This is a genomic window from Herbaspirillum sp. DW155 (assembly GCF_037076565.1).
Classification (GTDB): domain Bacteria; phylum Pseudomonadota; class Gammaproteobacteria; order Burkholderiales; family Burkholderiaceae_D; genus Herbaspirillum.
Genome location: NZ_AP029028.1, coordinates 2,866,772 through 2,892,872, shown reverse-complemented (window position 1 = coordinate 2,892,872; position 26,101 = coordinate 2,866,772). Strand labels below are relative to the sequence as shown.

23 protein-coding genes and 2 pseudogenes are annotated in these 26,101 nt (G+C 64.6%); 17 read left to right on the top strand and 8 right to left on the bottom strand.

What is annotated here, in order from left to right:
- Positions 1 to 88: 88 nt before the first annotated feature.
- The 3 genes and pseudogenes from AACH55_RS13260 to AACH55_RS13250 form a co-directional block, all read left to right on the top strand.
- Positions 89 to 1,195 carry a putative zinc-binding metallopeptidase gene (locus tag AACH55_RS13260; protein ID WP_338714986.1) on the top strand — a complete coding sequence of 369 codons (1,107 nt, stop codon included), beginning with the start codon at positions 89 to 91 and terminating at the stop codon, positions 1,193 to 1,195.
- Between the two features lie 126 nt (positions 1,196 to 1,321).
- Positions 1,322 to 1,582, top strand: a pseudogene (locus AACH55_RS13255) (PAAR domain-containing protein); the annotation flags it as partial.
- 47 nt (positions 1,583 to 1,629) lie between these two features.
- A pseudogene (locus tag AACH55_RS13250) lies at positions 1,630 to 1,875 on the top strand (hypothetical protein); the annotation flags it as partial.
- A 73-nt stretch (positions 1,876 to 1,948) separates the two neighbouring features.
- On the opposite strand, the gene AACH55_RS13245 reads toward AACH55_RS13250, so the two are convergent.
- Entirely contained in the window at positions 1,949 to 3,292 is a 1,344-nt protein-coding gene (locus tag AACH55_RS13245; RefSeq protein ID WP_338714984.1) for an MFS transporter, read from the bottom strand.
- 160 nt (positions 3,293 to 3,452) lie between these two features.
- Between AACH55_RS13245 and cyoA the strand changes: the two genes are divergently transcribed.
- The 12 genes from cyoA to AACH55_RS13185 all read left to right on the top strand — a co-directional run bounded on the left by cyoA (position 3,453) and on the right by AACH55_RS13185 (position 16,965).
- Positions 3,453 to 4,385 (top strand): ubiquinol oxidase subunit II, encoded by a 933-nt coding sequence (gene cyoA / locus AACH55_RS13240; protein WP_338714983.1) that lies wholly within the window; start codon positions 3,453 to 3,455, stop codon positions 4,383 to 4,385.
- Positions 4,386 to 4,461: 76 nt separating this feature from the next.
- Positions 4,462 to 6,465, top strand: a complete 2,004-nt coding sequence (cyoB, locus tag AACH55_RS13235; protein WP_338714982.1) for a cytochrome o ubiquinol oxidase subunit I — start codon at positions 4,462 to 4,464, stop codon at positions 6,463 to 6,465.
- Positions 6,458 to 7,084, top strand: coding sequence for a cytochrome o ubiquinol oxidase subunit III (gene cyoC, locus AACH55_RS13230; protein ID WP_196871841.1), 627 nt, complete (start codon positions 6,458 to 6,460; stop codon positions 7,082 to 7,084). Before cyoB ends, cyoC begins: the two co-directional genes overlap by 8 nt.
- Complete coding sequence (gene cyoD, locus AACH55_RS13225) at positions 7,081 to 7,566, top strand: cytochrome o ubiquinol oxidase subunit IV (protein WP_338714981.1); 486 nt, start codon at positions 7,081 to 7,083, stop codon at positions 7,564 to 7,566. The genes cyoC and cyoD overlap by 4 nt, the downstream gene beginning before the upstream one ends.
- Positions 7,563 to 8,414: an SURF1 family protein gene (locus AACH55_RS13220; protein WP_338714980.1), complete on the top strand. Its 852-nt coding sequence runs from the start codon at positions 7,563 to 7,565 to the stop codon at positions 8,412 to 8,414. Before cyoD ends, AACH55_RS13220 begins: the two co-directional genes overlap by 4 nt.
- A gap of 3 nt (positions 8,415 to 8,417) precedes the next feature.
- The gene (locus tag AACH55_RS13215; RefSeq protein WP_338714979.1) at positions 8,418 to 9,800 is read left to right on the top strand and encodes an ATP-binding protein; all 1,383 of its coding nucleotides are present in this window, start codon (positions 8,418 to 8,420) and stop codon (positions 9,798 to 9,800) included.
- A 130-nt stretch (positions 9,801 to 9,930) separates the two neighbouring features.
- Positions 9,931 to 10,467, top strand: coding sequence for a response regulator transcription factor (locus AACH55_RS13210; protein WP_338714977.1), 537 nt, complete (start codon positions 9,931 to 9,933; stop codon positions 10,465 to 10,467).
- An 85-nt stretch (positions 10,468 to 10,552) separates the two neighbouring features.
- On the top strand, positions 10,553 to 11,767 hold the full coding sequence (locus tag AACH55_RS13205) for an ABC transporter substrate-binding protein (RefSeq protein ID WP_338714976.1): 1,215 nt from the start codon (positions 10,553 to 10,555) through the stop codon (positions 11,765 to 11,767).
- A gap of 48 nt (positions 11,768 to 11,815) precedes the next feature.
- Positions 11,816 to 13,708: an ABC transporter permease gene (locus tag AACH55_RS13200; protein ID WP_338714975.1), complete on the top strand. Its 1,893-nt coding sequence runs from the start codon at positions 11,816 to 11,818 to the stop codon at positions 13,706 to 13,708.
- Positions 13,705 to 14,466, top strand: coding sequence for an ABC transporter ATP-binding protein (locus AACH55_RS13195; protein ID WP_338714974.1), 762 nt, complete (start codon positions 13,705 to 13,707; stop codon positions 14,464 to 14,466). Before AACH55_RS13200 ends, AACH55_RS13195 begins: the two co-directional genes overlap by 4 nt.
- The gene (locus tag AACH55_RS13190; protein ID WP_338714973.1) at positions 14,463 to 15,164 is read left to right on the top strand and encodes an ABC transporter ATP-binding protein; all 702 of its coding nucleotides are present in this window, start codon (positions 14,463 to 14,465) and stop codon (positions 15,162 to 15,164) included. The genes AACH55_RS13195 and AACH55_RS13190 overlap by 4 nt, the downstream gene beginning before the upstream one ends.
- Positions 15,165 to 15,324: 160 nt before the next feature.
- Positions 15,325 to 16,965, top strand: coding sequence for a histidine kinase famiy protein (locus tag AACH55_RS13185; RefSeq protein WP_338714972.1), 1,641 nt, complete (start codon positions 15,325 to 15,327; stop codon positions 16,963 to 16,965).
- A gap of 18 nt (positions 16,966 to 16,983) precedes the next feature.
- On the opposite strand, the gene bioD is transcribed toward AACH55_RS13185, so the two are convergent.
- The 5 genes from bioD to bioB are packed head-to-tail and all read right to left on the bottom strand — an operon-like array spanning position 16,984 to position 22,360.
- Complete coding sequence (bioD, locus tag AACH55_RS13180) at positions 16,984 to 17,673, bottom strand: dethiobiotin synthase (protein ID WP_338714971.1); 690 nt, start codon at positions 17,671 to 17,673, stop codon at positions 16,984 to 16,986.
- Positions 17,670 to 19,025 (bottom strand): adenosylmethionine--8-amino-7-oxononanoate transaminase, encoded by a 1,356-nt coding sequence (bioA, locus tag AACH55_RS13175; RefSeq protein ID WP_338714970.1) that lies wholly within the window; start codon positions 19,023 to 19,025, stop codon positions 17,670 to 17,672. Before bioA ends, bioD begins: the two co-directional genes overlap by 4 nt.
- Positions 19,022 to 20,182, bottom strand: coding sequence for an 8-amino-7-oxononanoate synthase (gene bioF, locus AACH55_RS13170; RefSeq protein WP_338714969.1), 1,161 nt, complete (start codon positions 20,180 to 20,182; stop codon positions 19,022 to 19,024). Before bioF ends, bioA begins: the two co-directional genes overlap by 4 nt.
- Before the next feature lie 10 nt (positions 20,183 to 20,192).
- Complete coding sequence (locus tag AACH55_RS13165; RefSeq protein ID WP_338714967.1) at positions 20,193 to 21,350, bottom strand: cytochrome P450; 1,158 nt, start codon at positions 21,348 to 21,350, stop codon at positions 20,193 to 20,195.
- Positions 21,350 to 22,360: a biotin synthase BioB gene (gene bioB / locus AACH55_RS13160; protein ID WP_338714965.1), complete on the bottom strand. Its 1,011-nt coding sequence runs from the start codon at positions 22,358 to 22,360 to the stop codon at positions 21,350 to 21,352. Before bioB ends, AACH55_RS13165 begins: the two co-directional genes overlap by 1 nt.
- 110 nt (positions 22,361 to 22,470) lie before the next feature.
- Between bioB and AACH55_RS13155 the strand changes: the two genes are divergently transcribed.
- Positions 22,471 to 23,109 (top strand): GntR family transcriptional regulator, encoded by a 639-nt coding sequence (locus AACH55_RS13155; protein ID WP_338714963.1) that lies wholly within the window; start codon positions 22,471 to 22,473, stop codon positions 23,107 to 23,109.
- 219 nt (positions 23,110 to 23,328) lie between these two features.
- The gene (locus AACH55_RS13150) at positions 23,329 to 24,741 is read left to right on the top strand and encodes a PLP-dependent aminotransferase family protein (RefSeq protein ID WP_338714962.1); all 1,413 of its coding nucleotides are present in this window, start codon (positions 23,329 to 23,331) and stop codon (positions 24,739 to 24,741) included.
- A gap of 37 nt (positions 24,742 to 24,778) precedes the next feature.
- Here AACH55_RS13150 and AACH55_RS13145 read toward each other — a convergent pair whose 3' ends face one another.
- A complete protein-coding gene (locus tag AACH55_RS13145) occupies positions 24,779 to 24,985 on the bottom strand; it encodes a hypothetical protein (RefSeq protein ID WP_338714960.1) in 207 nt (68 codons plus the stop codon).
- Positions 24,986 to 25,121: 136 nt separating this feature from the next.
- Positions 25,122 to 26,072 (bottom strand): hypothetical protein, encoded by a 951-nt coding sequence (locus AACH55_RS13140; RefSeq protein WP_338714959.1) that lies wholly within the window; start codon positions 26,070 to 26,072, stop codon positions 25,122 to 25,124.
- Positions 26,073 to 26,101 lie beyond the last annotated feature (29 nt).

Here is a 26,101-nt window from a genome sequence, read left to right as displayed (position 1 = left end):
GTGCAGGAACGTATTGAGGTTTTCCCCTTCCAATGCCAGATGCCGGCGACAATGGTTCCCGGCCATGACGATAGACACAGGGGGAGCCATGAAAACCTTTCACTGCGACAACTGCGGCCTGCAGGTCTTCTTCGAGAACACGGTGTGCGGAAATTGCGGCTGGATGCTGGGTTATCAGCCCGAATTGCAGGCCATTGGCAGCTTTTCGCCCCTGGATCAGGAAGCCGCCCCGGCCGAAGATGTCGAGTCCGAACCAGGGCCGGGCCGCTGGCGCAGCGTCAGGTCGGAGAACGAGGGCAGGGTCTTCAAGCAGTGTCTCAACTATTGGCGCGAAAACATCTGCAACTGGATGCTCGATGAGCGCGAGCCGCACGCGTTGTGCGCCTCCTGCCGCCTGACCCGCGTCATCCCCAATCTGGAAGAAGGCAACAACCGCGTGCTGTGGAGCCGTCTGGAAACGGCCAAGCGCCGTTTGCTGCATTCGCTGTGGACCTTGCAGTTGCAGCCGGTGCCGAAGATGGAAGACGAAGAAGCCGGCCTGGCCTTTGAATTCCTGCAGGATCTGCCGCACGGCGAGCGGGTGCTGACCGGCCATGCCGATGGCGTCATCACGATCAATATCGCCGAAGCCGATCCGGCCTACCGCGAACAGGCGCGCGAGCAGATGGCCGAGCCGTATCGCACGCTGCTGGGGCATTTCCGGCATGAGAGCGGGCACTACTATTTCGACCGGCTGGTGGCACCCACTGAGTGGCTGGAACCTTTCCGTGAGAAGTTCGGCGACGAGCGGCGGGATTACGGCGAGGCGCTGAAAACCCACTACGAAAACGGCCCGCGCCCCGATTGGGAAGAAAACTTCGTCAGCGCCTATGCCAGTAGCCATCCCTGGGAAGACTGGGCCGAGACCTGGGCGCATTATCTTCATATGTTCGATACGCTGGAGACGGCCTATGCCTGTGGCGTGCAATTGCGGCCGCGTCATGAAGGCGAGCAGAAGCTGGTCATCCAGGCGCCGCCGGCCGATGCCGGTTCCTTCGACGAGCTGGCCCGGGAGTGGTTTGCCCTGACCTATGTGCTCAACAGCCTGAACCGCAGTATCGGCATGCCGGATTCCTATCCCTTCACCTTGTCTACGCCGGTGCTGGAGAAATTGCGCTTTGTGCATGAGGTGGTCAATACGGGCACGCCTGCTTGAGGCGCAAATGGGGCTCAAAGGATTTCGATTATTGCTTGTTGATTGAAGGAGGCGGGGAGTCATTCTCCGCACAGCGACTCGAAGCGGCTCATCAATTCCAGCCGCAGTGCTGGCAAGGAGAGTTGCATGGGGCGTCCCTTCATCGTCGTCGGCGACAAGACCAGCCATGGTGGCACGGTCATTTCCGGCGATCAGACCTTTCTCGTTCATGGAAAGGCCGTCGCGCGGGTCGGCGACCTGACCAGCTGTCCCCAATGCAAAGGGACATTTCCCATCACATCCGGTGCAGGCGACATGAAGTCCATGGGCCAGGCACCGGCGCGCGACGGCGATCGCACGGCTTGCGGCGCGACGCTCATCGCCAGCCAGGGAGTGGCCACGCATTCATAGGGGAAAACGGCCGGATCGAGAAGCACTTCCGGGAGCATAAGTCCTGGATGCTCTATCTGCCGCTGCAACTCTCCAGCATGCAGGTGCCTGAAGCCGCCCGCCTGGAACCCGTCCACGATGCTTCCGGCCAGCTGATCGGCACGATCATCGTCAGCGTCGCAGACGCGATCTTCGACATCGATAACCCCTCTCACGTACGCATCGCCCATGACATCGAGGTCAGGCTGACGGATCAGGATTTGTTGCCCCGCTACCCGGATCTGCTGATCGGCGGACGTGGCAGCCAATAGCGACAATAAAAAACCCGGAAGTCGCCTTCCGGGTTTTTCATCACGCCAGTATCGATGAGGTGCTCAGCAGGGTTCAGTCATCGCGCGCTTCCAGCGCGCGGTTCAGGCTCAAGGCTGCCAGCGAACCCACCGCACCCGACAGCAGGTAGAAGCTCACATACGCCATCCCGAAGTGCGCCGACAGGCCCAGCGCCACCAGCGGTGCGAAGCCGGCGCCGACCAGCCAGGCCAGATCGGAGGTCAGGGCCGCGCCGGTATAGCGATAGCGGGTCTTGAAGTTGGCCGTCACCGCACCGGCTGCCTGGCCGTAGGACAAGCCCAGCAGGGCAAAGCCGATCAGGATGAAAGTATTCTGGCCGGATTCGCCGCCATTCATCAGGGTCGGGACGAAGGCCGACAAGATGGCGATCAGCAGGGCCATCGACCCCAGCGTATTGCGACGGCCGAAGCGGTCGGCGATCAGTCCGGAAACCACGATGCCGATGGCCATGATGAGGCCGCCCCAGATCTGGATCACCAGGAAGTCGGCGGCTTCCCGCAGCGAATACAGCTTGATCCACGACAGCGGGAACACCGTCACCAGGTGGAACAGGGCATAGCTGGCCAATGCCGCCAGGGCGCCGATGATGATGTTGCGGCCCTGGGTGGTGGCCAGCTCGACCACGCCGGCCGGCTCCAGTTCGCGTTCATCGAGCAGCTTGGCGTATTCGGGGGCCGAGACCAGGCGCAGGCGCGAGAACAGGGCCACCACGTTGATGGCAAAGGCTACATAGAAGGGATAACGCCAGCCCCATTCGAGGAAATCGGCCGTGGTCAGGCTGGAGAGCATGAAGGCAAACAGGCTGGCCGCCACCACGAAGCCCATGGGCGCTCCAAGCTGGCCCAGCGCTGCGTACCAGCCGCGCTTGTTCTGCGGCGCGTTCAGCGCCAGCAGCGAGGGCAGACCATCCCAGGCACCGCCCAGCGCCACCCCTTGACCAACCCGCAAGAGCGAGAGCAAGATGATGGCCCACACACCAATGTGTTCATAAGTTGGCAACAAGGCAATGCCCGCAGTCGAAAAGCCGAGCATGAACAGCGCCAGCGTCAGTTTTACCTCTCGGCCGAAGTGTTTTTGAATCGCCATGAAGATCGTGGTCCCGATGGGGCGGGCCAGGAAGGCGAACGAGAAGATCACGAAAGCGTAGAGCGTGCCTTCCAGTTTCGGTTCGTTGGGAAAGAAGACCGCCGGGAACACCAGCACCGAAGCCAGTGCATAAACGAAGAAGTCGAAGTATTCGGACGCGCGTCCGATCACCACGCCCACCGCGATCTCACCGGGTTCGATCGCGCCGTGCTCGTGGGAAGTGGAAGGATGGTTCGATTGAGGCCGGAGTTGACCCGAACCTTGACCGTTGTGGATGCTGGTGCTTGCCATGGCTTTGTCTCCCACTGTTAGAGGTTTAGTCGCAGTACGTGCTACATATCCCAGCCTGACAGGTGGCAAGTGACAGGGTGGGACAAAACGTCCAATCGCCAACACACTTTATTGGCGTTACATTACCACGCTCTGATACATACGACTGGAATTTTCCTTCATGGTTTCTCAACTCCTCCGTCGCGGATTGCTCCTGCTTCCTGCGCTTCTGTTGGCTGGGTGCAACACCGTCGTGATGAATCCTTCCGGCGACATCGCTAACCAGCAAGCGCGCCTGATCGTCATCTCGACCGCGTTGATGCTGCTCATCATCGTTCCGGTGATCATCCTGACGCTGCTGTTCGCATGGCGTTATCGCAAGAGCAATACTTCCGCTCCCTACGAGCCGGACTGGGATCACTCGACCCGCCTGGAACTGGTCATCTGGGGCGCACCGCTCTTGATCATCATCGCGCTGGGCCTGCTGACCTGGATCACCACCCACACCCTGGACCCGTATCGCCCGCTCTCGCGTATCGACGCCGAGCGTCCGCTGGCACCCCAGGTCAAGCCGCTGGTGGTGGAAGTGGTGGCGCTGGACTGGAAGTGGCTGTTCATCTATCCGGAACAGGGCATTGCTACTGTCAATGAGCTGGCTGCGCCCGTGGATGTTCCCATCCAGTTCAAGATTACCGCCTCCGATGTGATGAATTCCTTCTACATCCCGGCACTGGCAGGTCAGATCTACGCCATGCCGAGCATGGAAACCAAGCTGCACGCCGTCATCAACAAGGCCGGTGAATATGAAGGTTTCTCCGCCAATTACAGTGGCGCCGGCTTCTCGCACATGCGCTTCAAGTTCCATGGCCTGGACCAGGCCGGCTTCGACGCCTGGGTGCAGAAGGCCAAGGCAGGTGCCGGCAAGCTGGACCGTGCCGAATACCTGAAACTGGCACAGCCGAGCGAACGTGAACCTGCCCGCCTGATCGGCAGCGTCGAGCCCGACCTGTTCCACGCCATCGTGAACCGTTGCGTTGCGCCCAACACGGTTTGCATGGACAAGATGATGGCCACCGACCTGAACGTGAAACCGGGCCAGCAAAAGGCCGAATGATTTCCTTGCCTGGTAGCCGTATCAGCGCAGCAGAACACCGCTGCGCCCCCATTTCCTTTTTCCCCGGGAAGTAAAGATGTCTGACAATTTTGACCTGATAAAGCTGATCTTCGGTCGTCTCAGTCTGGAAGCGATTCCATACCACGAGCCGATCCTGATCGGTACCTTCGCCATGGTGGCGCTGGGCGGCATAGTGGTACTCGGCCTGCTCACCAAATATCGCCTGTGGGGCATGCTGTGGCGCGACTGGTTCACCAGTATCGACCACAAGCGCATCGGCATCATGTACATCGTGCTGGCCATCGTCATGCTGCTGCGTGGCTTTGCCGACGCGGTGATGATGCGTGCGCAGCAGGCCATCTCCTTCGGTGACAACGCCGGCTTCCTGCCGCCGCACCACTATGACCAGGTGTTCACCGCCCACGGCGTGATCATGATCTTCTTCGTGGCCATGCCCCTGGTGACCGGTCTGATGAACTATGTCGTGCCCCTGCAGATCGGTGCGCGCGACGTGGCCTTCCCGTTCCTGAACAACTTCAGCTTCTGGATGACCACCTTCGGCGCGCTGCTGGTGATGGCCTCGCTGTTCGTGGGCGAATTCGCCCGCACCGGCTGGCTGGCTTACCCGCCGCTGTCAGGCATCCTGTACAGCCCTGACGTCGGGGTGGACTACTACATCTGGGCCTTGCAGGTGGCCGGGGTAGGGACATTGCTCTCCGGCATCAACCTGGTGGTGACCATCGTCAAGATGCGCGCCCCGGGCATGAACATGATGAAGATGCCGGTCTTCACCTGGACTTCGCTCTGCACCAACGTCCTGATCGTCGCTGCCTTCCCGGTGCTGACTGCCGTGCTGGCCATGCTGTCCCTGGACCGCGTCTTCGGCACCAACTTCTTCACCAACGACATGGGCGGCAACGCCATGATGTACGTGAACCTGATCTGGATCTGGGGCCACCCCGAGGTCTACATCCTGGTGCTGCCGGCCTTCGGCATCTTCTCTGAAATCGTCTCGACCTTCAGCGGCAAGCGCCTGTTCGGCTACACCTCCATGGTCTACGCGACCGTGGTGATCACCATCCTGTCGTACCTGGTGTGGCTGCACCACTTCTTCACCATGGGTTCGGGTGCCAGCGTGAACTCGTTCTTCGGCATCACCACGATGATCATCTCGATCCCGACCGGCGCCAAGATCTTCAACTGGCTCTTCACGATGTACCGTGGCCGCATCCGCTTCGAAGTCCCCATGCTGTGGACCATCGGCTTCATGGTGACCTTCGTCATCGGTGGCATGACCGGCGTGCTGCTGGCTGTTCCGCCGGCTGACTTCGTGCTGCACAACTCGCTGTTCCTGATCGCTCACTTCCACAACGTCATCATCGGCGGTGTGGTGTTCGGCATGTTCGCCGGTATCAACTTCTGGTTCCCGAAGGCTTTCGGCTTCAAGCTCAACGAGTTCTGGGGCAAGTGCTCGTTCTGGTTCTGGCTGGTCGGCTTCTACCTGGCCTTCATGCCGCTGTACGTGCTGGGCCTGATGGGCGTGACCCGCCGCATGAGCCACTTCGACGATCCGTCGCTGCAGATCTGGTTCGTGATCGCGGCCGTAGGTGCCGGCCTGATCGCCCTGGGCATCGGTTCCTTCATCATCCAGATCGCCGTCTCGATCCGCGACCGCAAGAAGCTGGCCGACGTCACCGGCGACCCGTGGAATGGCCGTACCCTGGAATGGTCGACTTCTTCGCCGCCGCCTGCGTACAACTTCGCCTTCACCCCGGTCGTGCATGACAACGACGCCTGGGCCGACATGAAGAAGAACAACTATCAGCGTCCGCTGGGTGACTTCGTGGAAATCCACATGCCCAAGAACACCGGCGCCGGCTTCATCATCGCCGCCCTGTCCGCTGCTGTTGGCTTCGCCATGATCTGGCACATGTGGTTGCCCGCCGTGGCCGGTTTCATCGCCCTGTGCGTGGCCACCATCGTGCACACCTTTAATTACAACCGCGACTACTACATCCCGGCCGACGAAGTCGTCCGTGTCGAAGCAGAGCGCACACGTTTGTTGAATAGCCATGTCTGAAGCAATCAACCACACGGCCGACGCGACGCCTAGCTCGCGCTATTTCGTCCGCCATCACCATCCGGAGAACGGCACTCTGCTGGGCTTCTGGATCTACCTGATGAGCGATTGCCTGATCTTCGCCTGCCTGTTTGCGTGCTACGCCGTCCTCGGCCGCAACTACGCGGGCGGTCCGACCGGCGCCGAGCTGTTCGACCTGCCGCTGGTGGCGCTCAACACTGCGTTGCTGCTGCTGTCGTCGATCACCTATGGTTTCGCCATGCTGGCCATGCAGGCCAAGAAGCAGCAGAACACCATCATCTGGCTGATCATCACGGGTCTGCTGGGTGCCGGCTTCATCTACTTCGAACTGTATGAGTTCCTGCACCTGATCCACGAAGGCGCGGGCCCGACCCGTAGCGGTTTCCTGACCTCGTTCTTCGCGCTGGTCGGCACCCACGGCCTGCACGTGACTTTCGGCATCATCTGGCTGATCGTGCTGCTGTTCCAGATCAACAAGCACGGCCTGACCGAAGCCAACGGCCGCCGTCTGATGTGCCTGTCGATGTTCTGGCACTTCCTGGACGTGGTCTGGATCGGCGTCTTCACCTTTGTCTATCTGATGGGAGTCCTGCCATGAGCCGCGGCCACCAAGAACACCCGGCCCGTCCGATGGGCCACGACGACGACCATGGCCACGGTCATGGTCATGGCGACCACGCCGCCCACGGCACGATGAAGGATTACGTCACCGGCTTCGTGCTGGCCGTGATCCTGACCGCGATCCCGTTCTGGATGGTGATCAACAAGACCATCTCCAGCTCGGCGACCATGGGTATCGTGCTGCTGGCTCTGGCGGCCGTGCAGATCGTGGTGCACATCAAGTACTTCCTGCACATGAACGGCAAGTCCGAAGGCGGCTGGAACATGCTGGCGATGATCTTCACCATCGTCCTCGTGGTCATCACGCTGTCCGGTTCGCTGTGGGTCATGTATCACCTGAACCACAACATGATGCCCACCATGTCGCCTGAAAACATGCCGACCGAAACGGTTCCGCAGTCGATGCAAGGCATGCAGGGTATGCCTGGCATGCAAAACGGCGCAGCCCAATCGAAATGAGCCCGACGCCAACCGATGGCGTGAAGCAAGGCAAAGAAAGCGGGGCGGTGCAAGCCGCCCCGGTATCCCGCACAAAGGCCAGCTTGTTGCTGCTGACGCTTTTGGCGGGATTTTTCTTTCTGGTCTTCGCCGCGCTGGGAACCTGGCAGGTCTATCGCCTGCAATGGAAGCTGGACCTGATCGCCAAGGTCGATGCCCGCGTGCATGCCGCCCCCGCAGCGCCCCCGGGGCCGCAGGCGTGGCCGCAAGTCACGGCCGAGCGCGATGAATACAAGCGCGTCATCCTCACCGGCCGCTACTTGTACAGCAAAACCGTGGCCGTGCAGGCCAGCACCGACCTGGGCAGCGGCGCCTGGCTGCTGACGCCACTGCAGATGGGCGATGGCAGCATGGTGCTGATCAATCGCGGCTTCATCCCCGTCTCTCCGGTCAAGCTGGCCGGCGTGCAGCTGGCCGATGCACCGGCCGGTCAGCCGGCCGAGGTAACGGGCCTGTTGCGCATGAGCGAGCAGGGCGGCGGCTTCCTGCGCAGCAATGACCCTGCAGCGAACCGCTGGTATTCGCGTGACGTCAAGGCGATCGCCCAGGCACGCGGCCTGGCTGCAGCCCAGGTGGCGCCTTACTTCATCGATGCCGACAAGGCCTCTGCGCAAGCCGATGCAGCGGTGGCACCCGATGCGGACAAGCCCGTTGGCGGCCTGACCGTCATAGCCTTCCACAACAGCCACCTGGTCTATGCTCTGACCTGGTACGCCCTGGCACTGATGTCGCTGGGAGCCGGTTATTGGGTGATCCGGGATGAGCGCCGCTGGCGCCAGCGCATCCAGGATGCGCAAAGTCAGCGCTGAACCATGACCACCACCGAGACCGTCGCCAAGCGCAAGACCCTGCGCGAGCGCTGGCAGAGACTGCGCCAGGGCGAGCAGAACCCGGCCGGCCACCAGAACATGCTGCTGCTGATCCAGCTGCGCTGGCTGGCCGTGCTGGGGCAGGTGTCCACGATTGCCTTCGTGGTGCTGGTGTTCGAGCTGCACCTGCCGCTGCCGCACATGCTGGAGGTGCTGTCCTGCCTGATCGCCTTCAACATCGCCAGCCACCTGCGCTGGCATGAGCGCCGCATCGCCACCAATGCCGAACTGTTCCTGGCCTTGCTGGTGGACGTGGCGGTGCTGACCTTCCAGCTTTACCTGAGCGGCGGCATCACCAATCCCTTCGCCTTCCTGTACCTGATGCAGATCATCCTCTCGGCCGTGCTCTTGAAGCCCTGGTCGAGCTGGGCCATCGTCGGCGTGACCATGGTTTGCCTGGCCGGGCTGGCGCTGTTCTCCGAACCGCTGGCGCTGCCGCCGGACCACAATGCGGGCCTGCTCAGCCTGTACGTGGAAGGCACGCTGATCTGCTTCCTCCTCAACGCCGGCCTGATGGTGTTTTTCATCACCCGTATCAGCAGCAACCTGCGTGCGGGCGATGCCTTGCTGGCCGACCTGCGCCAGCGTGCCGCCGAAGAGGACCACATCGTGCGCATGGGCTTGCTGGCTTCGGGCGCCGCGCATGAGCTGGGCACGCCCCTGGCCACCGTCTCGGTGATCCTGGGCGACTGGAAGCGCATGCCCGAGATCAGCCAGCGTCCCGACATGCTGGACGACATCGCCGAGATGGAAGCCCAGCTGCAGCGCTGCAAATCCATCGTCAGCGGCGTGTTGCTCTCGGCCGGGCAGGCGCGGGGCGAATCTTCCATCAAGACCACCCTCAATACCTTCCTCGACAGCGTGGCCGAGGACTGGCGCAAGACGCGTCCGGTGGAAATCTTTGAATACCGCAACCTGATCGACCAGGATGTGCCGGTCGCCTTCGACTCGGCCATCAAGCAGATGCTGGGCAACGTGCTGGACAATGCCTTCGAGGTCTCGCCGCAATGGCTCTCGCTGGAGGTGCGGCGGGAAGGGGACCTGCTGCTCATGGAAGTGGCCGACCACGGCCCCGGTTTCCCGGACTGGATGATCAACCAGATCGGCAAGCCCTACCAGTCCACCAAGGGCAAGCCGGGACGCGGGCTGGGGCTGTTCTTCGTGGTCAACGTGGCGCGCAAGCTGGGCGGGCGGGTCTGGGCCAGCAATGGCGAGGCCGGAGGCGCGCGCGTGACGCTGGAACTGCCTTTGTCGGCGATCAGCCTGGAGCCTGTACCCGAGGCCGCCCAGGCCATCGAAGCGCCCGACTATCCGACTGGCGCTTGATGTGCCGCAAGCCGCCGCTGACGTGGCTTTGACCCGGATCATTTCCTTTTTCTTCAGGTGTCGGCCATGTCCGGTGCCGTCTCGCCTTACAATAGCGGCTTTGGCAAAGTAGAAGAAATAGGAAATGCACATGCCGGCTGATCGCCTGCTTCTGATCATCGAGGACGACGCCGCCTTCGCACGCACCTTGGGACGCTCCTTCGAGCGCCGTGGCTACACCGTCCTGCTGGCCGCCAGCCAGGAGGAAGCAGCCCTCCACCTGAAAGAACACAATCCCGGCTACGCCGTGGTCGACCTCAAGCTGGGCGGCAATGCCTCCGGCCTGGCCTGCGTGCAGATGCTGCATGCCCACGATGAAAACATGCTCATCGTGGTGCTGACCGGCTTCGCCAGCATCACCACGGCGGTGGAGGCCATCAAGCTGGGCGCCTGCCAGTACCTCGCCAAACCTTCCAATACCGACGACATCGAAGCCGCCTTCGGCCACGTGGCCGGGGTCTCCGAGCTTGAGTTGCCGGCGCGCGCCACCTCCATCAAGACCCTGGAATGGGAACGCATCCACGAAGTGCTGGTGGAAACCGATTTCAACATCTCCGAAACCGCGCGCCGCCTCGGTATGCACCGTCGTACGCTGGCGCGCAAGCTGGAAAAGCAGCGTGTGAAGTAATCTGCACACCCTGACGCCAGCGGTTATCATTACGCCCGCCCCGCGCGCTCAAGCGGGCCGGGTACTCTCACCAGAAGGGAATGACGTGAACCATTTCAACTTCCAGCGCACCCTGCTGTGGGCGGGCGCCGCGACCATTGTGAACTTTTCTTCCGGCCTGGCCCTGGCGCAGGAGACCATCAAGATCGGCGAGATCAACAGCTACAAGGCCCAGCCGGCTTTCCTGGAGCCGTACCGCCGTGGCTGGGAGATGGCGCTTGATGAAGTCAATGCGGCCGGTGGCGTGCTGGGCAAGAAGCTGGAAGTGATCGCCCGCGACGACAACGGCAACCCTGGTGACTCGGTACGCGTGGCCGAAGAACTGATGGCGCGCGAGCGCGTGGCGCTGCTTTTTGGTGGCTTCCTCTCCAACACCGGGCTGGCCCTGACGGATTACGCCAGGCAGCACAAGGTCTTCTTCCTGGCGGCCGAACCGCTGACCGACAAGATCGTCTGGCAGAACGGCAACAAGTACACCTATCGCCTGCGTCCGTCCACTTACATGCTGGTGGCCTCCGTGGTCAAGGAGGCCGCCAAGCTGAAGAAGAAGCGCTGGGCCATCGTCTATCCCAACTATGAATACGGCCAGTCCGCCGTGGCCAGCTTCAAGACCCTGTTGAAGCAAGCCCAGCCGGATGTGGAGTTCGTGGCCGAACAGGCGCCGCCGCTGGGCAAGATCGATGCCGGCGCGGTGACCCAGGCGCTGGCCGATGCCAGGCCCGATGCCATCTTCAACGCACTCTTCGCCGCCGACCTCGGCAAGTTCGTGCGCGAGGGCAATACGCGCGGCCTGTTCGACCAGGTGGAAGTGGTGTCGCTGCTGACCGGCGAACCCGAATACCTCGATCCGCTGAAGAACGAAGCGCCGCAGAACTGGATCGTCACCGGCTATCCCTGGTATGCCATCAACACGCCTGAACACAAGAAGTTCGTCGAGGCCTACCGCAAGAAATACAACGACTACCCGCGCAACGGCTCGCTGGTCGGCTATAGCGCCCTGATGTCGATTGCCGCAGGGATCAGGAAGGCCGGCAGCACCGATGCCGACAAGCTCTCCGCCGCCTTCTCCGGCCTGAAGGTGGAAACGCCCGTGGCCTCCATCGTCTACCGTGCGCAAGACCACCAGTCCACCCTGGGTGCCTTCGTCGGCCGCACCGGCCTCAAGGAGGGCAAGGGCATCATGACCAGCTTCAGCTACGTCGATGGCGCCAGCCTGCAATTGCCGGATGCCGAGGTCAAGAAGCTGCGCCCGGCCGACTGAGCTGCACTCTGATCCTGCCTGTATCGGAATGCAGCCAGTACTGATGCCATGACGCTTGCCAGTCTCACCGTCCAGTTGCTCAATGGCCTGGCCGACGCCTGCGCGATGTTCCTGGTGGCGGCGGGCCTGTCGCTGATCTTCGGCGTGACCCGCATCGTCAACTTTGCCCACGGCTCCTTCTACATGCTGGGGCTGTACGTCGCCTATAGCCTGGTGGATCGGCTGGGGGCCAGCGTGTTCGGATTCTGGGGCGCGGTGCTGCTGGCCGCGCTGGTCGTGGCCGCGCTCGGTGCGGCGGTGGAAGTGCTGGTCTTGCGGCGGATCTATCGCGCGCCCGAACTGTTCCAGTTGCTGGCCACCTTCGCGCTGGTACTCATCATCAAGGATGCTGCACTCTGGCTCTGGGGCCCGGAAGACCTGTTCGGTCCGCGTGCGCCGGGCCTCGCTGGCGCGGTGCACCTGCTGGGGCGGCGCTTGCCGCAATACGATCTGTTGCTCATCGTCATCGGCCCGCTGGTATTCGGCCTGCTGTGGCTGCTGCTCAACCGCACGCGCTGGGGCACGCTGATCCGCGCCGCCACCCAGGACCGCGAAATGCTCGGTGCGCTGGGCGTGAACCAGGCCTGGCTGTTTACCGCCGTATTCGCGCTGGGCTGTTTCCTGGCCGGCCTGGGCGGGGCGCTGCAAGGACCGCGCATGCCCGCCAATCTGGCGCTGGATCTCGATACCATCGGCAACGCTTTCGTGGTGGTCGTGGTCGGCGGCATGGGCTCCATCGGTGGTGCGTTTGCAGCGGCCTTGCTGATCGCCGAGGTCAAGGCACTGTGCATTGCGCTGGGCAATGTATCCCTGTTCGGTCTCGATATTTCTTTGTCGCGGCTCACGCTGGTGGTGGAATTCCTGGTCATGGCGGCGATCCTGGTGGTGCGGCCCTGGGGCCTGTTCGGCAAGCCGCTGGCGCTGGTGCGCAGCGGTTCCGGACATGACGTGCCTCTGCGCGCCCCCGGCCGCAACGCCCGCCTGTCGGGATGGGCTGCGCTGCTGGCCTTGCTGGCCCTGCCTTTGCTGGCCGCCCGTTTCCCTTATCTGCCGGTGCTGATGGTGGAGATCCTGGTCGCCGTCCTCTTCGCCGCCAGCCTGCATTTCCTGATGGGGCCGGGCGGCATGGTCTCCTTTGGTCACGCGGCCTATTTCGGATTGGGCGCCTACGCCGCCGCGCTGGTGACGCTGAAGCTGCAATGGCCGATGCCGCTGGCGATGCTGGCCGGTGCGCTCGCGGCGATGGCCGCGGCGGTGCTGTTCGGATGGTTCTGCGTGCGCTTGTCGGGCGTCTATCTGGCCATGCTGACGCTGGCCTTCGCCCAGATCGTCTGGGCCACGATCTTCCAGTGGGATGAACTGACCGGTGGCAGCAACGGGCTGGTCGGCGTGCGCCCCGAACCAGCGCTGGCTTCCCCGGTGGCTTATTACTATCTGGCCCTGGCTTGTGCGGCCCTGGGGGTGTTCCTCCTGCGGCGCGTGATCCATGCGCCGTTTGGTCTGGCACTGCGCGCCGCGCGCGATGCGGCCGTGCGCGCGGAGTCGCTGGGCATGGACGTGCGCGCTCTGCAATGGGGCGGCTTTGCCATCGCTGGCCTGTTCTGCGGGCTGGCCGGTGTGCTGTTCGCCTTCTCCAAGGGCAGCATCTCGCCGGAGGTCGCCAGCGTCGGGCGCTCCGTCGATGGCCTGGTGATGGTCTTGCTGGGCGGCGTGCAGAGCCTGTCCGGTCCGTTGCTGGGCGCGGCGCTGTTCACCTGGCTGCAGGATCTGGTGGCGCGCGAGACCGATTACTGGCGCGCCCTGCTGGGCAGCGTGATCCTGTTGCTGGTGTTGCTCTTCCCGGGCGGTGTGGCGGGCGCACTGGTGCGCTTGCGCAAGCCGGCACAGGAGGAGGGCGCATGAGTCTGCTGCAAGTCCAGGGCCTGTCCAAATCTTTCGGTGGCGTGGCCGCGCTCGATGGCGTTTCCTTCGCGCTGCCAGCGGGGCAGATGCTGGCGCTCATTGGCCCCAATGGGGCCGGCAAATCCACCTGCTTCAATGTCATCAACGGCCAGCTGCGGCCCGATGCCGGGCGCGTGCTGCTCGATGGCGACGACATTGCCGGTCTGGATGCGCGCCGCATCTGGCGACGTGGCGTGGGCCGCACTTTCCAGGTGTCGGCCGCCTTCGCTTCGCTCACCGTGCTGGAAAACGTACAGGCCGCCTTGCTCTCGCATCGTCGCCGGCTGTGGCAGTTGTGGCGTCCGGCGGCAACCTGCCTGCGCGAGGAGGCGCTGCACCTGCTGGAGCAGGTCGGCATGGCCGATCAGGCCGGGCGTGCCTGCGGCGTGCTGGCCTATGGCGACATCAAGCGCGTCGAGCTGGCCATGGCCCTGTCCAATGCGCCGCGCCTGCTGCTGATGGACGAACCCACCGCGGGCATGGCCCCGCGCGAGCGCCAGGACTTGATGGCCTTGACGCGCCGGCTGGTCACGCAACGCGGCTTGTCGGTCCTCTTCACCGAGCACAGCATGGACGTGGTGTTCGCGTTTGCCGACCGCATCATCGTCCTGGCGCGCGGCCAGCTGATCGCAGAAGGCGAGCCCCACACCGTGCGCCAGGATGCCCGCGTGCGCGAGGTTTATTTCGGTTCGGGCGCCACCTTCGGGAGCCCGGCATGAGCGCATCACTGTTGCAGGTACAGGGACTGCATGCGTTTTACGGACAGGCGCATATCCTCTTCGATCTCTCGCTGCAGGTCGGGCGCGGCGAAGTGGTGGCGCTCATGGGCCCCAATGGCGCAGGCAAGTCGACCACGCTCAAGGCCTTGATGGGCCTGCTGCAAGGCACCCGTGGTCAGGTCATGCTGGACGGCCGCGACATCACGCGCCTGGCGCCCTTCCAGCGCGCGCGCCTTGGGCTGGGATTCGTCCCGGAAGACCGGCGCATCTTCACCGAACTGAGCGTGCTGCAAAATCTCGAAACCGGCCGCCAGCCCGCGCGCGACGGGCTCGCAGCGTGGACGCCGCAGGCCCTCTTCGAACTCTTTCCCAACCTGGGCGCCATGCCGCATCGTTCCGGTGGACGCATGAGCGGTGGCGAGCAGCAGATGCTCACCATTGCCCGCACCCTCATGGGCAACCCGCGCCTGCTGTTGCTCGATGAACCTTCCGAAGGCGTGGCGCCGGTGATTGTCGAACAGATGGCCAAGATGATCCTGCAACTCAAGCAGCGCGGCCTGTCCATCCTGCTGTGCGAACAGAATACGCACTTCGCCGGCCTGGTCAGTGATCGCGCCTATCACCTCGATCAGGGCCGCTTGTTGCAGCAGGGCATCCCGCAATCCATACAAGCTCATCAGCGGCAATCCAGCCTGTAGCAGGCCTTGTATGGACATCGCGTTCAGATGTAACAAGACATGCGCATGCTTGTTGCAAATCGCGGGGAACCGATGAGTGCCTCCGTGTCAAAACTCCTGAAAGCAGCTCGCTTCCTGTTGCCTCACTGCAACCGAGCCCAGCCAACCGGAGAAAAACACAATGCCCAATATCGCCAGGCACCCCACGGTGCATTGGCCTGCCGACGACTTCAACGATGCGGGAATGCGCAATGACCACGCCAAGGTCTCGGTAGGCGATGACGCCAACGATATCTTCTTTGCCGCCGTCGAAATGACGCGCATGCCGATGGTCGTGTCCGATCCCAAGCAGCCGGACAACCCCATCATCTTCGTCAACAATGCCTTCATCAACATGACCGGCTACAGCCGTGCCGAGGTGGTCGGCAAGAACTGCCGCTTTCTCCAGGGGCCGGAAACCGACCGCGCAGTGGTGGCGCAGGTGCGCCAGGCCATCGCGGAACGGCGCGAGATCGCCACCGAACTGCTGAACTATCGCAAGAACGGTTCGACGTTCTGGAATGCGCTGTTCCTGGCGCCGATCTACGACCAGCGCGGCGAACTCAAATATTTCTTCAGCTCGCAACTGGACATCAGCCGCCGCCGCGATGCCGAACAGGCGCTGGGCCAGGCGCGCAAGATGGAAGCGCTGGGCCAGCTGACCGGCGGCATCGCCCACGACTTCAATAACCTGTTGCAGGTCATCAGCGGCTACCTCGACATCATCAACCTGGCCCTGCGCAGCGACGTGCCCGACCTGGAGCGCGTGGCACGCAGTGCCGACAGCATCCGCAAGGCCTCCGGCAAGGCCGCCATGCTGACCCAGCAACTGCTGGCCTTCGCCCGCAAGCAGCGGCTGGAGGGGCGCACCATCAATCTCAATTCGCTCACCGAAGGATTTACCGATCTGGTGCAGCGTACCCTCGGCGGCGACATCGAAGTGCAGACCTCTCTGGCACCGGGCCTGTGGAATTGCCGCCTCGATCCCACCCAGATGGAAGTGGCCTTGCTCAACGTGCTCATCAACGCGCGCGATGCGATGTCCGGCAAGGGAATGGTACGCATCCATACAAGCAATGAAGACCTCAGCTCCGACGAACGGGCCATCGAACTGGGCGTCAAGCCGGGTCTGTATGTATGCATCGCGGTGACGGACAACGGTCCGGGCATCCCGCCCGACATCCTCCCGCGCGTGATGGATCCCTTCTTCACCACCAAGGATGAGGGCAAGGGCACCGGCCTGGGCCTGTCGATGGTGTACGGTTTCGTCAAGCAGTCCGGGGGATCGGTAAGGATTTCTTCGGGCCTGCAACGCGGCACCACCGTCTCGATCTACTTCCCGGCCACGCAAGACCAGGTGGGTGGTGGCGTCGAGTATGACAACCGCACGCACAGCCAGGGCGGACATGAACACATCCTGGTGGTGGACGACCGCATCGAAGTCGCCGAGCTGGCCCAGGCCATGCTGGAAAGCCTGGGCTACCGCGTGACCATGGTCAATTCACCGGCGCAGGCCCTGCAGGTGCTGCGCTCCGATCCGCCGGTGGATCTGCTCTTTACCGACCTGATCATGCCGGGCAACATGAACGGCGTGGTACTGGCACGCGAGGCGCGGCGTCTGCTGCCCGCAGTGAAAGTCCTGCTGACCACCGGTTACGCCAGCGAGTCGATCGAGCGGCACGGCGCCGATGGCGAGTTTGCCGTCATCGACAAGCCTTACCGTCACGATGAACTGGCCCGCAAGGTGCGCATCGTCCTTGACGGTGCCACGGGCGTGAGCTGAAGACCATCACCCGTCTCCTCACGCGAGGCCATCCTCTGCGGGCCAGGCCAGGCAAGCGGCTGCCTCGGCTGTCGTCATCCCGGGTGCCCATGGCAGACGGCCCAGCAGCGGCGCCTGCAGCCGCAGCGCCAGGCTGGCCACCATGGCGATGGCTTCATCTTCTGCCGCATCGATGTGGTTGGCGACCCAACCCGCCAGACGCAAGCCGCGCGCGCGGATCGCCCGTTCGCTCAGCAGGGCGTGGTTGATGCAGCCCAGGCGGATGCCCACCACCAGCACCACCGGCAAGCCCAGCCGCACCATCAGGTCATCGCTGTTGTGATCCGCATCCAGCGGCACCATGAAGCCCCCCGCACCTTCCACGATCAGGACATCACAGGCCCAGCGCAATTGCGCATGACACTGCACCAGATGGTCCAGCGCGATGGTGACGCCTTCGGCCGCCGCCGCAATGTGCGGTGCGGTGGCCTGCCGCAGCAGGTAGGGGTTGACCAGAGGCCCCGGCAAGGCGACGTTGGCAGCGGCCTGCAAGGCTTGCACATCCTCGTTGCACCACACGCCATCCTGCAGGAAGGCCCCGGACGCCACCGGCTTCATGCCGCCCACGCGCAAGCCCTGCGCCGCGTGCAGATGGATCAGCGCGCAGGCCACCCGCGTCTTGCCCACGCCGGTATCGGTGCCGGTGACGAACACACTGCGGCCGTTCATGCCTTCTCCTTTCCATCCATGGCCGCCTCGAAGGCGGTATGCAGGCGCTGCCCCAGCCACTGCGCCTGTTGCGCATCGAGGATGTAGGGCGGCATCACATAGAGCGCAGTGCCGATGGGGCGCACCAGCAGTTCGCGCCGCGCCGCCTCCTCGGCCAGCCGCCGCGAGAAACCTGCTGCCGTGGCCGCATCCGCGATGAGCGCATCACAGGCCCAGATCATCCCGCGCTGGCGCACGTGCCGTACGCGTGCATCGTCCGCCAGCGGCTGCAGGGCTTCTGCCAGCACCGGCGCAAACTGGCGGTTGCGTTCCAGCACCTGTTCCTGTTCGAAGATGTCGAGCGTGGCCAGGGCCGCGCGGCACGCCAGTGCATTGCCGGTGTAGGAGTGCGAATGCAGGAAGCCGCGCCGCACATCGTCATCGTAGAAGGCCTCATAGATCGCATCGCTGGCCATCACCAGCGACAGCGGCAGATAGCCGCCGCTGATGCCCTTGGACAGGCACAGCAGGTCCGGCCAGACGCCAGCCTCCTGAGAGGCGAAGAAGCTGCCGGTGCGTCCGCAGCCGACGGCGATCTCGTCGGCGATCAGATGCGCGCCATAGGCATCGCACAGTGCGCGCAGCCCGCGCACATACGCGGGATCGTGCATGGCCATGCCGGCTGCGCATTGCACCAGCGGTTCGACGATCACGGCGGCGATGTGTCCGGCGCGTTGTTGCAGCAGCCGTTCCACGTCAGCCAGTGCGCGGCGGCTGACGTCGGCCGCACTTTCACCGGGGCCGGCCCTGCGCGCATCGGGCGAGGCGGCGATATGGGCCGGACGCAGCAGCGCTTCATAGGCGCTTCGGAACAAGGGCGTGTCGGTCACGCCCAGCGCGCCCACGGTTTCGCCGTGATAGCCGCCGGCCATGCAGATGAATTCGTTCTTGCCGCTGTGCCCGGCGTTGCGCCAGGCATGCACGCTCATTTTCAGCGCGATCTCCACCGCCGAGGCACCATCGGAGGCGTAGAAACAATGTCCCAGCGCATGGTCCGTCAGCGCGGCCAGCCGTTCGGAAAGCTGTACCACCGGCTCATGGGTGAAACCCGCCAGCATCGCGTGTTCCAACTGGCCCAGCTGGTCGATCAGGGCGGCATTGATGCGCGCGTTGGTGTGTCCAAACAGATTGACCCACCATGAGCTGATGGCGTCGAGGTAGCGCCGTCCCCCGGTATCGAAGAGCCAGGGGCCGTGGGCGCGGGCCAGCGCGATGGGCGGCGCCTGTTCGTGCTGCCGCATCTGCGTGCAGGGATGCCAGACGCTGCGCAGGCTGCGGGCGGCGAGTGTGCTTGCGCTGTTCCTGCCTGTCATGCTTGTGCTCCGGAGGCAAGTGCCGTCAGGGCATCCACCAGTCGCGCCACATCATCTCCGCTATGCAGGGCCGACAGGCTGATGCGCAGCCGCGCCGTCCCCTTGGGCACGGTGGGCGGGCAGATCGCCGGCACCCAGATTCCCTGCGCGCGCAGCGCGGCCGCCAGGGCGCGTGCGGCGGCGTTCTCTCCCACGATCAGGGGTTGAATGGCGGTGCTGGAGGGCAGCAGGGTCCAGGGCAGGCCGGCCAGCCCGGTGCGCAGTTGAGCGCTCAGTTCTTGCAGCCGTTCGCGCCGCCAGTCTTCGCGTGCGATCAGGGTCAGGCTGGCCGAGGTCGCGGCCGCCAGTGCAGGCGGATGGGCGGTGCTGAACATGTAGGTACGGGCGCGCTGCATGATCCATGCAACGACACCGGCCGCACCCGCCACGAAGGCACCCGCCACGCCCGCTGCCTTGCCCAGCGTGCCCATGCAGAGCACGTGCGGCCCGCTCACCCCGGCCAGCGCCAGGCTGCCGCGCCCTTGCGGACCGAGCACGCCCAGGCCGTGGGCATCGTCCACCAGCAGCCAGGCTTCATGCCGGGCGCAGACCGCCGCCAGTTCGGCCAGTGGCGCCAGGTCGCCATCCATGCTGAAGACGGCATCGGTGACCACCAGCTTGCGCCCGCTCTTGCAACGGGCCAGCACCTGTTCCAGCCGCTGTACGTCGTTGTGTGGAAACACCTTCAGGCTGGCTCCGGACAAGCGCGCCCCATCGATCAGCGAGGCGTGGGCCAGGCGGTCCACGATGACGGTATCGCCGCTGCCCACCAGCGCCCCGGCAACCCCGAGGTTGGCCATGTAGCCATTGCCGAATACCAGCGCGGCGGGCATTCCGACGAAGGCGGCCAGCCCGGCTTCCAGCGTCTCATGGGCGGCACTGTGGCCGCTGATCAGGGGTGAGGCCGAGGCGCCCATTCCATAGCGCTGCAAGGCCGTGGTGGCCGCGCCGACGATGGCCGGATGATTGGCGAGGCCAAGGTAATCATTGCTGCAGAAGGACAGTTCATCGCGTCCCTCCACCTGCAGCAGCGGCCCTTGCGGACCGTCGACCACGCGCCGTGTGCGCAGCAGGCTCTGGCTGGCGAGGACGGCCAGCTCAGTGGTGAAATCTTGCATGGAGATGCTTTCAGAAAAAAACAGACAAGCTGGCGAGCGCGCGATAGGCGGCATTGTCTTGCCAGACCGGGGCTTGCTCGCCGAGGGTGAGGGTGGGCAGCCGCTGCATCAGCGCGGTGAAGGCGATCTCGGCTTCCAGTTGCGTCAGGGCCGCGCCGAGGCAGGCGTGCGGGCCCTGGCCAAAGGACAGGTGCATGCCTTCGTCGCGCCCGATATCGAAGCGTTGCGGATCACGGAAGCGCCTCGCATCGTGATTGGCCTGGCCGATATGCAGGATCGCCAGCTGGCCGCGCCGCAAGGTTTGGCCGGCCAGCGGAACGTCCTGCAGCAGGCGCCGCCCGGTGTACTGCACCGGACTGTCATGGCGCAGCATCTCCCGCACGGCCAGGCGCAGGGCGCCGGTCTGGCCTTGTTGCGCCTTCAGTGCAGCCCATTGCTGCGGATGGCGCAGCAAGGCCAGCAAGCCATTGCCCAGCAGGTTGCGGGTGGTTTCGTAACCGGCGAAGAGCAGGGTGGCGCATTGCGCCAGCAGTTCGACGCGATTCAACCGGCCTTCGGCGTGGGCCTCCAGCAGCCCATGCATGAGGCTTCCGGCAGGAAGCTCCGCCGGCTGCGCCAGCGTCTGCGCAAAGAAGTCGCACAGGCTGTCCATGGCCAGCTGCGCGGCCCTGGTCTGCGCTGCGTCCGGTGTCGGGCTGCCGATGAAGGCCGCCAGATCAGCTGCCCAGTCGATGAACTGTGCCGGCACGCGTCCCGGCAATCCCATCAGTTGCGCTATCACCAGCGCGGGCAGCGGCCGCGCGAAGCGGCTGATGAAATCGAAGCCGCCCGCGGCCTGCGGATCGGCCATGATGGCGTCGATCAGCAGGTGCGCGATGCTGGTGATGCCGGCATGCTGCGCCTGCAGGTCGGCGGGCTTCAAGCCCGGATTGAGTACGCCGCGCAAGCGCCGGTGCGCACGGCCGTCGAGGAACAGGAGCGAACGCGAGAACAGGCGCTTGAAGCGGCGCGCATCGTCGTCTGCGGCGGTCTCGCCCAGCCCGCTGTTGATCCAGCGCGCCGCCCGCCGCACCGTGAAGCGCGGATCGCGCAGCGCGAACGCCACTTCATCGTAGCCGCTGATGACCCACGCACCGCCGCAATGCGCGCGGCTCCATTGCACGCGCATCAGGCCGTAGCCGCTGCCGCTTGCAGGCCCAGGCGCTGCAGCAGATCGAGGTCGGCCGAGACCGGCGCATTGGCCGTGGTCAGCAGCTTGGCCCCCAGGAAGATGGAATTGGCACCGGCCGCAAAACACAGCGCCTGGGTCGCTTCGCTCATGCTCTCGCGCCCGGCCGACAGGCGGATCACCGCGTGTGGCAAGGCGATGCGGGCCACGGCCACGGTCCGCACGAATTCGAATTCGTCCAGCGGCGCGGCATCCTGCAAGGGGGTGCCGGCAATCGGCACCAGATGATTGATCGGCACCGATTGCGGCGGCACCGGCAGGCTGGCCAGTTGCGCGATCAGTCCGGCGCGCTGGGCGCGTGTCTCGCCCATGCCGATGATGCCGCCGCAGCACACGTTCAGGCCCGCTTCCTGCACCCGTTGCAGGGTGTCCAGGCGATCCTGATAGCTGCGGGTGGAGATCACCTTGTCATAGAAATCGGGCGCGGTATCGAGGTTGTGGTTGTAGTAGTCCAGCCCGGCCTGCTTGAGGGCTTCGGCCTGGGCCTGTTCCAGCATGCCCAGGGTCATGCAGGTTTCCAGCCCCAGCGCGCGCACCTGCTGAACCATGTCGGTGAGGGCGGCCATGTCGCGCTCCTTGGGATTGCGCCAGGCCGCACCCATGCAAAAGCGCGTGGCGCCCTGCGCGCGGGCGGCCCGGGCAGCCTGCACCACGTCGTCCACCTCCATCAGCTTGCCGGCCGGCACGCCCGCGTCCTTGTGATGGGCCGATTGCGAGCAGTAGCTGCAGTCTTCGGCGCAGCCACCGGTCTTGATCGACAACAGGCTGGAGAGCTGGACCTCGTTGGCGCGGTGATGCGCACGATGCACGGTCTGCGCGCGATACAGCAGATCGAGGAAGGGCAGCGCAAACAATTGCTCGACGGCGCTGCTGTCGACGGCCGCCAGGGGGCGGTGGAAATGCAGGGGAGCGCTGGGGGCTGCAGCGGAGGGCGGGGGGCACTGGCGCATCGATAAAATCCGGTTGGTGAAGTAAAAGGCTTAGAATTCAGCTTCGGCGGATTCTAACTTCGCTCAAATTCGTATAACAATTTCTTTTTTCATAGATTATCTATAAAAACATGGCGCACCATTCCGATCATCCGAGCACCGTCGAACGCATTGCCGAGGTGCTGCGCACGCGCATCATTCGCGGCGAAATCGCAGGTGGCACGGCGCTGCGGCAGGATCACGTGGCGCAGGAATTCCAGTCCAGCCACGTGCCGGTGCGCGAGGCCTTTCGTCAGCTGGAGGCACAGGGACTGGTGCTGACGTTGCCTCGTCGTGGCGTGCGGGTCACCCAGGTGGACCGGGCTGCGGTCAAGGAGAATGCCGAGATGCGCGGCTCGCTGGAGATCCTGGCCCTGCGCCACAGCGTGCGCAGGTTCGGACCCGAGCACATCGCGCGCCTGGAAGAGGCCCAGGAAGCCTGCGCCCAGGCGGCTTCACTGGTGGAGTGGGATGCGGCCAACAACCTGTTCCATGACATCCTCTCCAGCGAATGCGGCATGCCGCGCCTGCTGGCGGTCTTGAAGCAACTGCAGCTGACCAATTCGCGCTATCTCTTCTCGACCGGATTCAAGCGCGGCTGGCAACCGCGCTCGGATCACGACCACCGCCTCATCATCGACGCCCTGCGCGACAAGAAGACCGACCGCGCCGTGCAGTTGCTGAGCATGCACATCGGCACGATGGAGCGGGTCGGTTTCGTGGCGGCCTAGCGCTGGCGAGCTGCCATCGATCCGGCTGCGCCGATGCGCATCGCAGCAGGAGAAGATGCGCGGGAGTGGATGCGCACGGTATCGGGCTGAGTGATTGACGGGCTGGCGAGCTTGGCACAAGGGGAAGAGCGGATGTATGGATTTTCCCTAGGCATGCATCCATACTAGCGGGCCCACCTGCAAGACATGCAGGTGCACCCTTCACCCCAGGACTTTCGCATGGCCAGACCGGAACCCCCGCACGCTGCAGACCCCTCCCTGAACTGGATCGCCCGCTTCACCGCCCGCGGCGGTCCGCGTTACCTGCAGATCGTCGGCTTCATGGAGCAGGCCATCGCCGACGAGCGCCTCAAGCCCGGTGACCGCCTGCCGCCGCAGCGCCTGCTGGCCGAACGCCTGCAGGTCGACCTGACCACGGTCACGCGCGCCTACGGCGAGGCGCGCCGCCGCCATCTGCTGGAAGCGCGCGGTGCGGCCGGCACCTTCGTGGCCGCGCCCAAGGTGGACCTGAGCCAGGTGATCGATCTGTCCATGAACATCCCGCCGCCCCCTGACGGCATCGATCTGAACGACCTGCTTCGGCAGGGCGTGTCACAGGTACTGCTGCACAGCGACGTCGATCTGCTCATGACCTACCACCTGGGCGGTGGCAGCAGCGCCGACCGGGCGGCCGGGGCGATGTGGCTGCATGAGATGCTGGGGCCGGTGGACGACAGCCGGGTGCTGGCCTGTCCGGGAGCGCAGGCGGCACTGGCGGCGTTGCTGCTGTCGCAGACCCGGCCGGGCGAGACCATCCTGGCCGAGCCGCTGGTCTATCCCGGTCTGCTGGCGGCCGCCGCCCAGCTGAGGCGGCGCGTGGTGGCGGTGGGCGTAGACCACGAAGGCATGCGCCCGGACCTGCTCACAACCCTCGTGCGCAAGCACGGCGCACGGCTGGTCTACCTCAACCCGACGCTGCAGAATCCGTCCACCCACACCATGCCCGCCACGCGCCGCGCCGAGATCGCCTCGGTAGCCACGCGCCTGGACCTGCGCATCATCGAGGATGATCCCTACTGGCGCTTTGCCGCCCACGCACCCAAGCCGCTGGCCCACTATGCGCCGGCGCACGTGTTCTACGTCTCCACGCTGGCCAAGTGCCTGTTGCCGGGGCTGCGCACGGCCTATGTGCTCACCCCGCAAGGGCGCAGCCAGGAAGAAGTACTGGGGGCCTTGCGCTCCTTCGTGCTGATGTCCACGCCGCTCACGACGGCACTGTCGACCCAGTGGATACACGACGGCACCGCCGCCACGCTGGCCGGGGCTATTCGCGATGAAGCCTGGGCCCGCCAGGAGCTGGCCTTGCGTACGTTGAGTGACGAAAGTCTGGCGGGCACGGGCGGCATCCATGTCTGGAAGGCCTTGCCGGCCCACTGGAAGGGGCAGGACTTCGTGCTCAAGGCCAGGGAGGCCGGTCTGCATGTGGTGTCACAGGACACTTTTCAGGCCGGCGAGGCGCAGCTCCAGCGTGGCCCGGCATCGCATATCCGCATCTCGCTGGGACGCGCGCGCAGCCGCTTCGCGCTGGTCCATGCACTGCGGCGGCTGGTGGAGCTGACCCATCGCCGCGGCATGCGCGACGTTGTGGTGTAAGTGGCGTAGGAGGTATAGGGGTGTAAGGAGGGCGCGGCTAGGCTGCCATGCCGCTGTCCGTCTGGCGCCGCGCCGCCGCCAGGATTTCGCAGGCGGCATCCTCTTCCGAGTGCGCGGTGAGGTGCAGGGAGCCCCGGCTGATTTCTGCACGATCCTTCAGTATCGCGTACGAGCCTTTCCAGCGGCCTTCGCTGTCATCGGCCTGGTAGACCAGCAGGTAACCGTCGAATTCGATTTTCTTCATAGGGGCTTCTCGCCAGGGCAGGGGAGCATGAGCGCCATGCTCGACCATGGTCAGTATGCCCGCCGCCCTGTCTCCCGCCTGTCATCCGCCTTCGCAAATGCGTGTAGGACAAGCGCGCACTTGCGACCGTGCTGGCCTAGCGCGACATGATCGGGGTCAGCAAGCCGTTGACTGCATCACTGACGATCAGTCCGGGCAGCGAGGCGCGGTCATTCTTGACGATGACCGTGTCCTTCTCCACGTCACCCGGCAGGGTCAGCTCGGAGATGTAGGGACAATCGGCGCTGCAGGTGTAGCGCAGCACGGTCTGGCCGCGCACGGCTTCGAGGATGTACTGGCCGTTCTCGATGCCGTAGTAGCGCACGGCCACCAGAGGCTGCGCGGCGCCCGCCTGCGGATCCTGATAGAAATACTGGCCGCGCTCGGCGCGCGTGTAATGCGGCCAGGGCATGCTGCCTTGCGGTGCCAGATGTTCGATCTGGCGCATGTTGAGTCCCAGCTGCAAGCTTTGGGCAGCGGGTGCAGCCGGTGCAGCGGGCACAGCAACGGTGGCGACGGGCGCTGGGGCAGGTGTAGCCGCCTTGGCATCCGCCGCAGCCCTGGCGGCCAGGGCAGCGCGGGCGAGTGCCGCCGCCGCTTCAGCAGAGATCGTTTCTGCGGGCTGGACGGGCGCCACGGCGGCCAGGGCCGGTGCCGGTGTGCCGGTCACAGGCTGGGCTGCGGGCTGAGCCACGGCGACCGGGATCGTGGCCGTGGCCGGCGCAGCCTGAGCCTCCAGTTCGGTCTGACGGCGCTGATACCATGCCACCAGGCAGGCGCGGTCGTGGCAATTGTCTTCGCGCCAGCGCCACTGCAGGTCGCTGGCGGTGCGGAAGGCGCGCACATTGGTGGCGGCCTTGCGCGCGCGGCGGTAGGCACGGCCCAGCTGATCGTCCATCGCGGAGAGTTCGGGGTCGTGGCAGATGGTTTTTTCGTTGGCCGATCCGGCCTTGCTGCAATCGAAGCTGGCAGCGTGTGCCGGATGGAGTTCAAGCACACCCAGCACGCTGGCGCTGCTGAGCAGGAGGATGAGGGGCAGGGCTTTCATGGCGAGACTCTCCGTGTTGCGGGAACGTG

Bases quoted from the DNA above. Each gene is read 5' to 3' on its own strand.
- bioD (WP_338714971.1), bottom strand. From the start codon at position 17,673: ATGAACGGCCGCAGTGTGTTCGTCACCGGCACCGATACCGGCGTGGGC.
- AACH55_RS13145 (WP_338714960.1), bottom strand. From the start codon at position 24,985: ATGAAGAAAATCGAATTCGACGGTTACCTGCTGGTCTACCAGGCCGAT.
- cyoA (WP_338714983.1), top strand. From the start codon at position 3,453: ATGGTTTCTCAACTCCTCCGTCGCGGATTGCTCCTGCTTCCTGCGCTT.
- AACH55_RS13185 (WP_338714972.1), top strand. From the start codon at position 15,325: ATGCCCAATATCGCCAGGCACCCCACGGTGCATTGGCCTGCCGACGAC.
- bioF (WP_338714969.1), bottom strand. From the start codon at position 20,182: ATGCAAGATTTCACCACTGAGCTGGCCGTCCTCGCCAGCCAGAGCCTG.
- bioA (WP_338714970.1), bottom strand. From the start codon at position 19,025: ATGACAGGCAGGAACAGCGCAAGCACACTCGCCGCCCGCAGCCTGCGC.
- cyoB (WP_338714982.1), top strand. From the start codon at position 4,462: ATGTCTGACAATTTTGACCTGATAAAGCTGATCTTCGGTCGTCTCAGT.
- AACH55_RS13150 (WP_338714962.1), top strand. From the start codon at position 23,329: ATGGCCAGACCGGAACCCCCGCACGCTGCAGACCCCTCCCTGAACTGG.
- AACH55_RS13215 (WP_338714979.1), top strand. From the start codon at position 8,418: ATGACCACCACCGAGACCGTCGCCAAGCGCAAGACCCTGCGCGAGCGC.
- AACH55_RS13155 (WP_338714963.1), top strand. From the start codon at position 22,471: ATGGCGCACCATTCCGATCATCCGAGCACCGTCGAACGCATTGCCGAG.
- AACH55_RS13195 (WP_338714974.1), top strand. From the start codon at position 13,705: ATGAGTCTGCTGCAAGTCCAGGGCCTGTCCAAATCTTTCGGTGGCGTG.
- AACH55_RS13220 (WP_338714980.1), top strand. From the start codon at position 7,563: ATGAGCCCGACGCCAACCGATGGCGTGAAGCAAGGCAAAGAAAGCGGG.
- AACH55_RS13200 (WP_338714975.1), top strand. From the start codon at position 11,816: ATGACGCTTGCCAGTCTCACCGTCCAGTTGCTCAATGGCCTGGCCGAC.
- cyoC (WP_196871841.1), top strand. From the start codon at position 6,458: ATGTCTGAAGCAATCAACCACACGGCCGACGCGACGCCTAGCTCGCGC.
- AACH55_RS13245 (WP_338714984.1), bottom strand. From the start codon at position 3,292: ATGGCAAGCACCAGCATCCACAACGGTCAAGGTTCGGGTCAACTCCGG.
- AACH55_RS13260 (WP_338714986.1), top strand. From the start codon at position 89: ATGAAAACCTTTCACTGCGACAACTGCGGCCTGCAGGTCTTCTTCGAG.
- AACH55_RS13140 (WP_338714959.1), bottom strand. From the start codon at position 26,072: ATGAAAGCCCTGCCCCTCATCCTCCTGCTCAGCAGCGCCAGCGTGCTG.
- AACH55_RS13210 (WP_338714977.1), top strand. From the start codon at position 9,931: ATGCCGGCTGATCGCCTGCTTCTGATCATCGAGGACGACGCCGCCTTC.
- AACH55_RS13190 (WP_338714973.1), top strand. From the start codon at position 14,463: ATGAGCGCATCACTGTTGCAGGTACAGGGACTGCATGCGTTTTACGGA.
- AACH55_RS13165 (WP_338714967.1), bottom strand. From the start codon at position 21,350: ATGCGCGTGCAATGGAGCCGCGCGCATTGCGGCGGTGCGTGGGTCATC.
- bioB (WP_338714965.1), bottom strand. From the start codon at position 22,360: ATGCGCCAGTGCCCCCCGCCCTCCGCTGCAGCCCCCAGCGCTCCCCTG.
- cyoD (WP_338714981.1), top strand. From the start codon at position 7,081: ATGAGCCGCGGCCACCAAGAACACCCGGCCCGTCCGATGGGCCACGAC.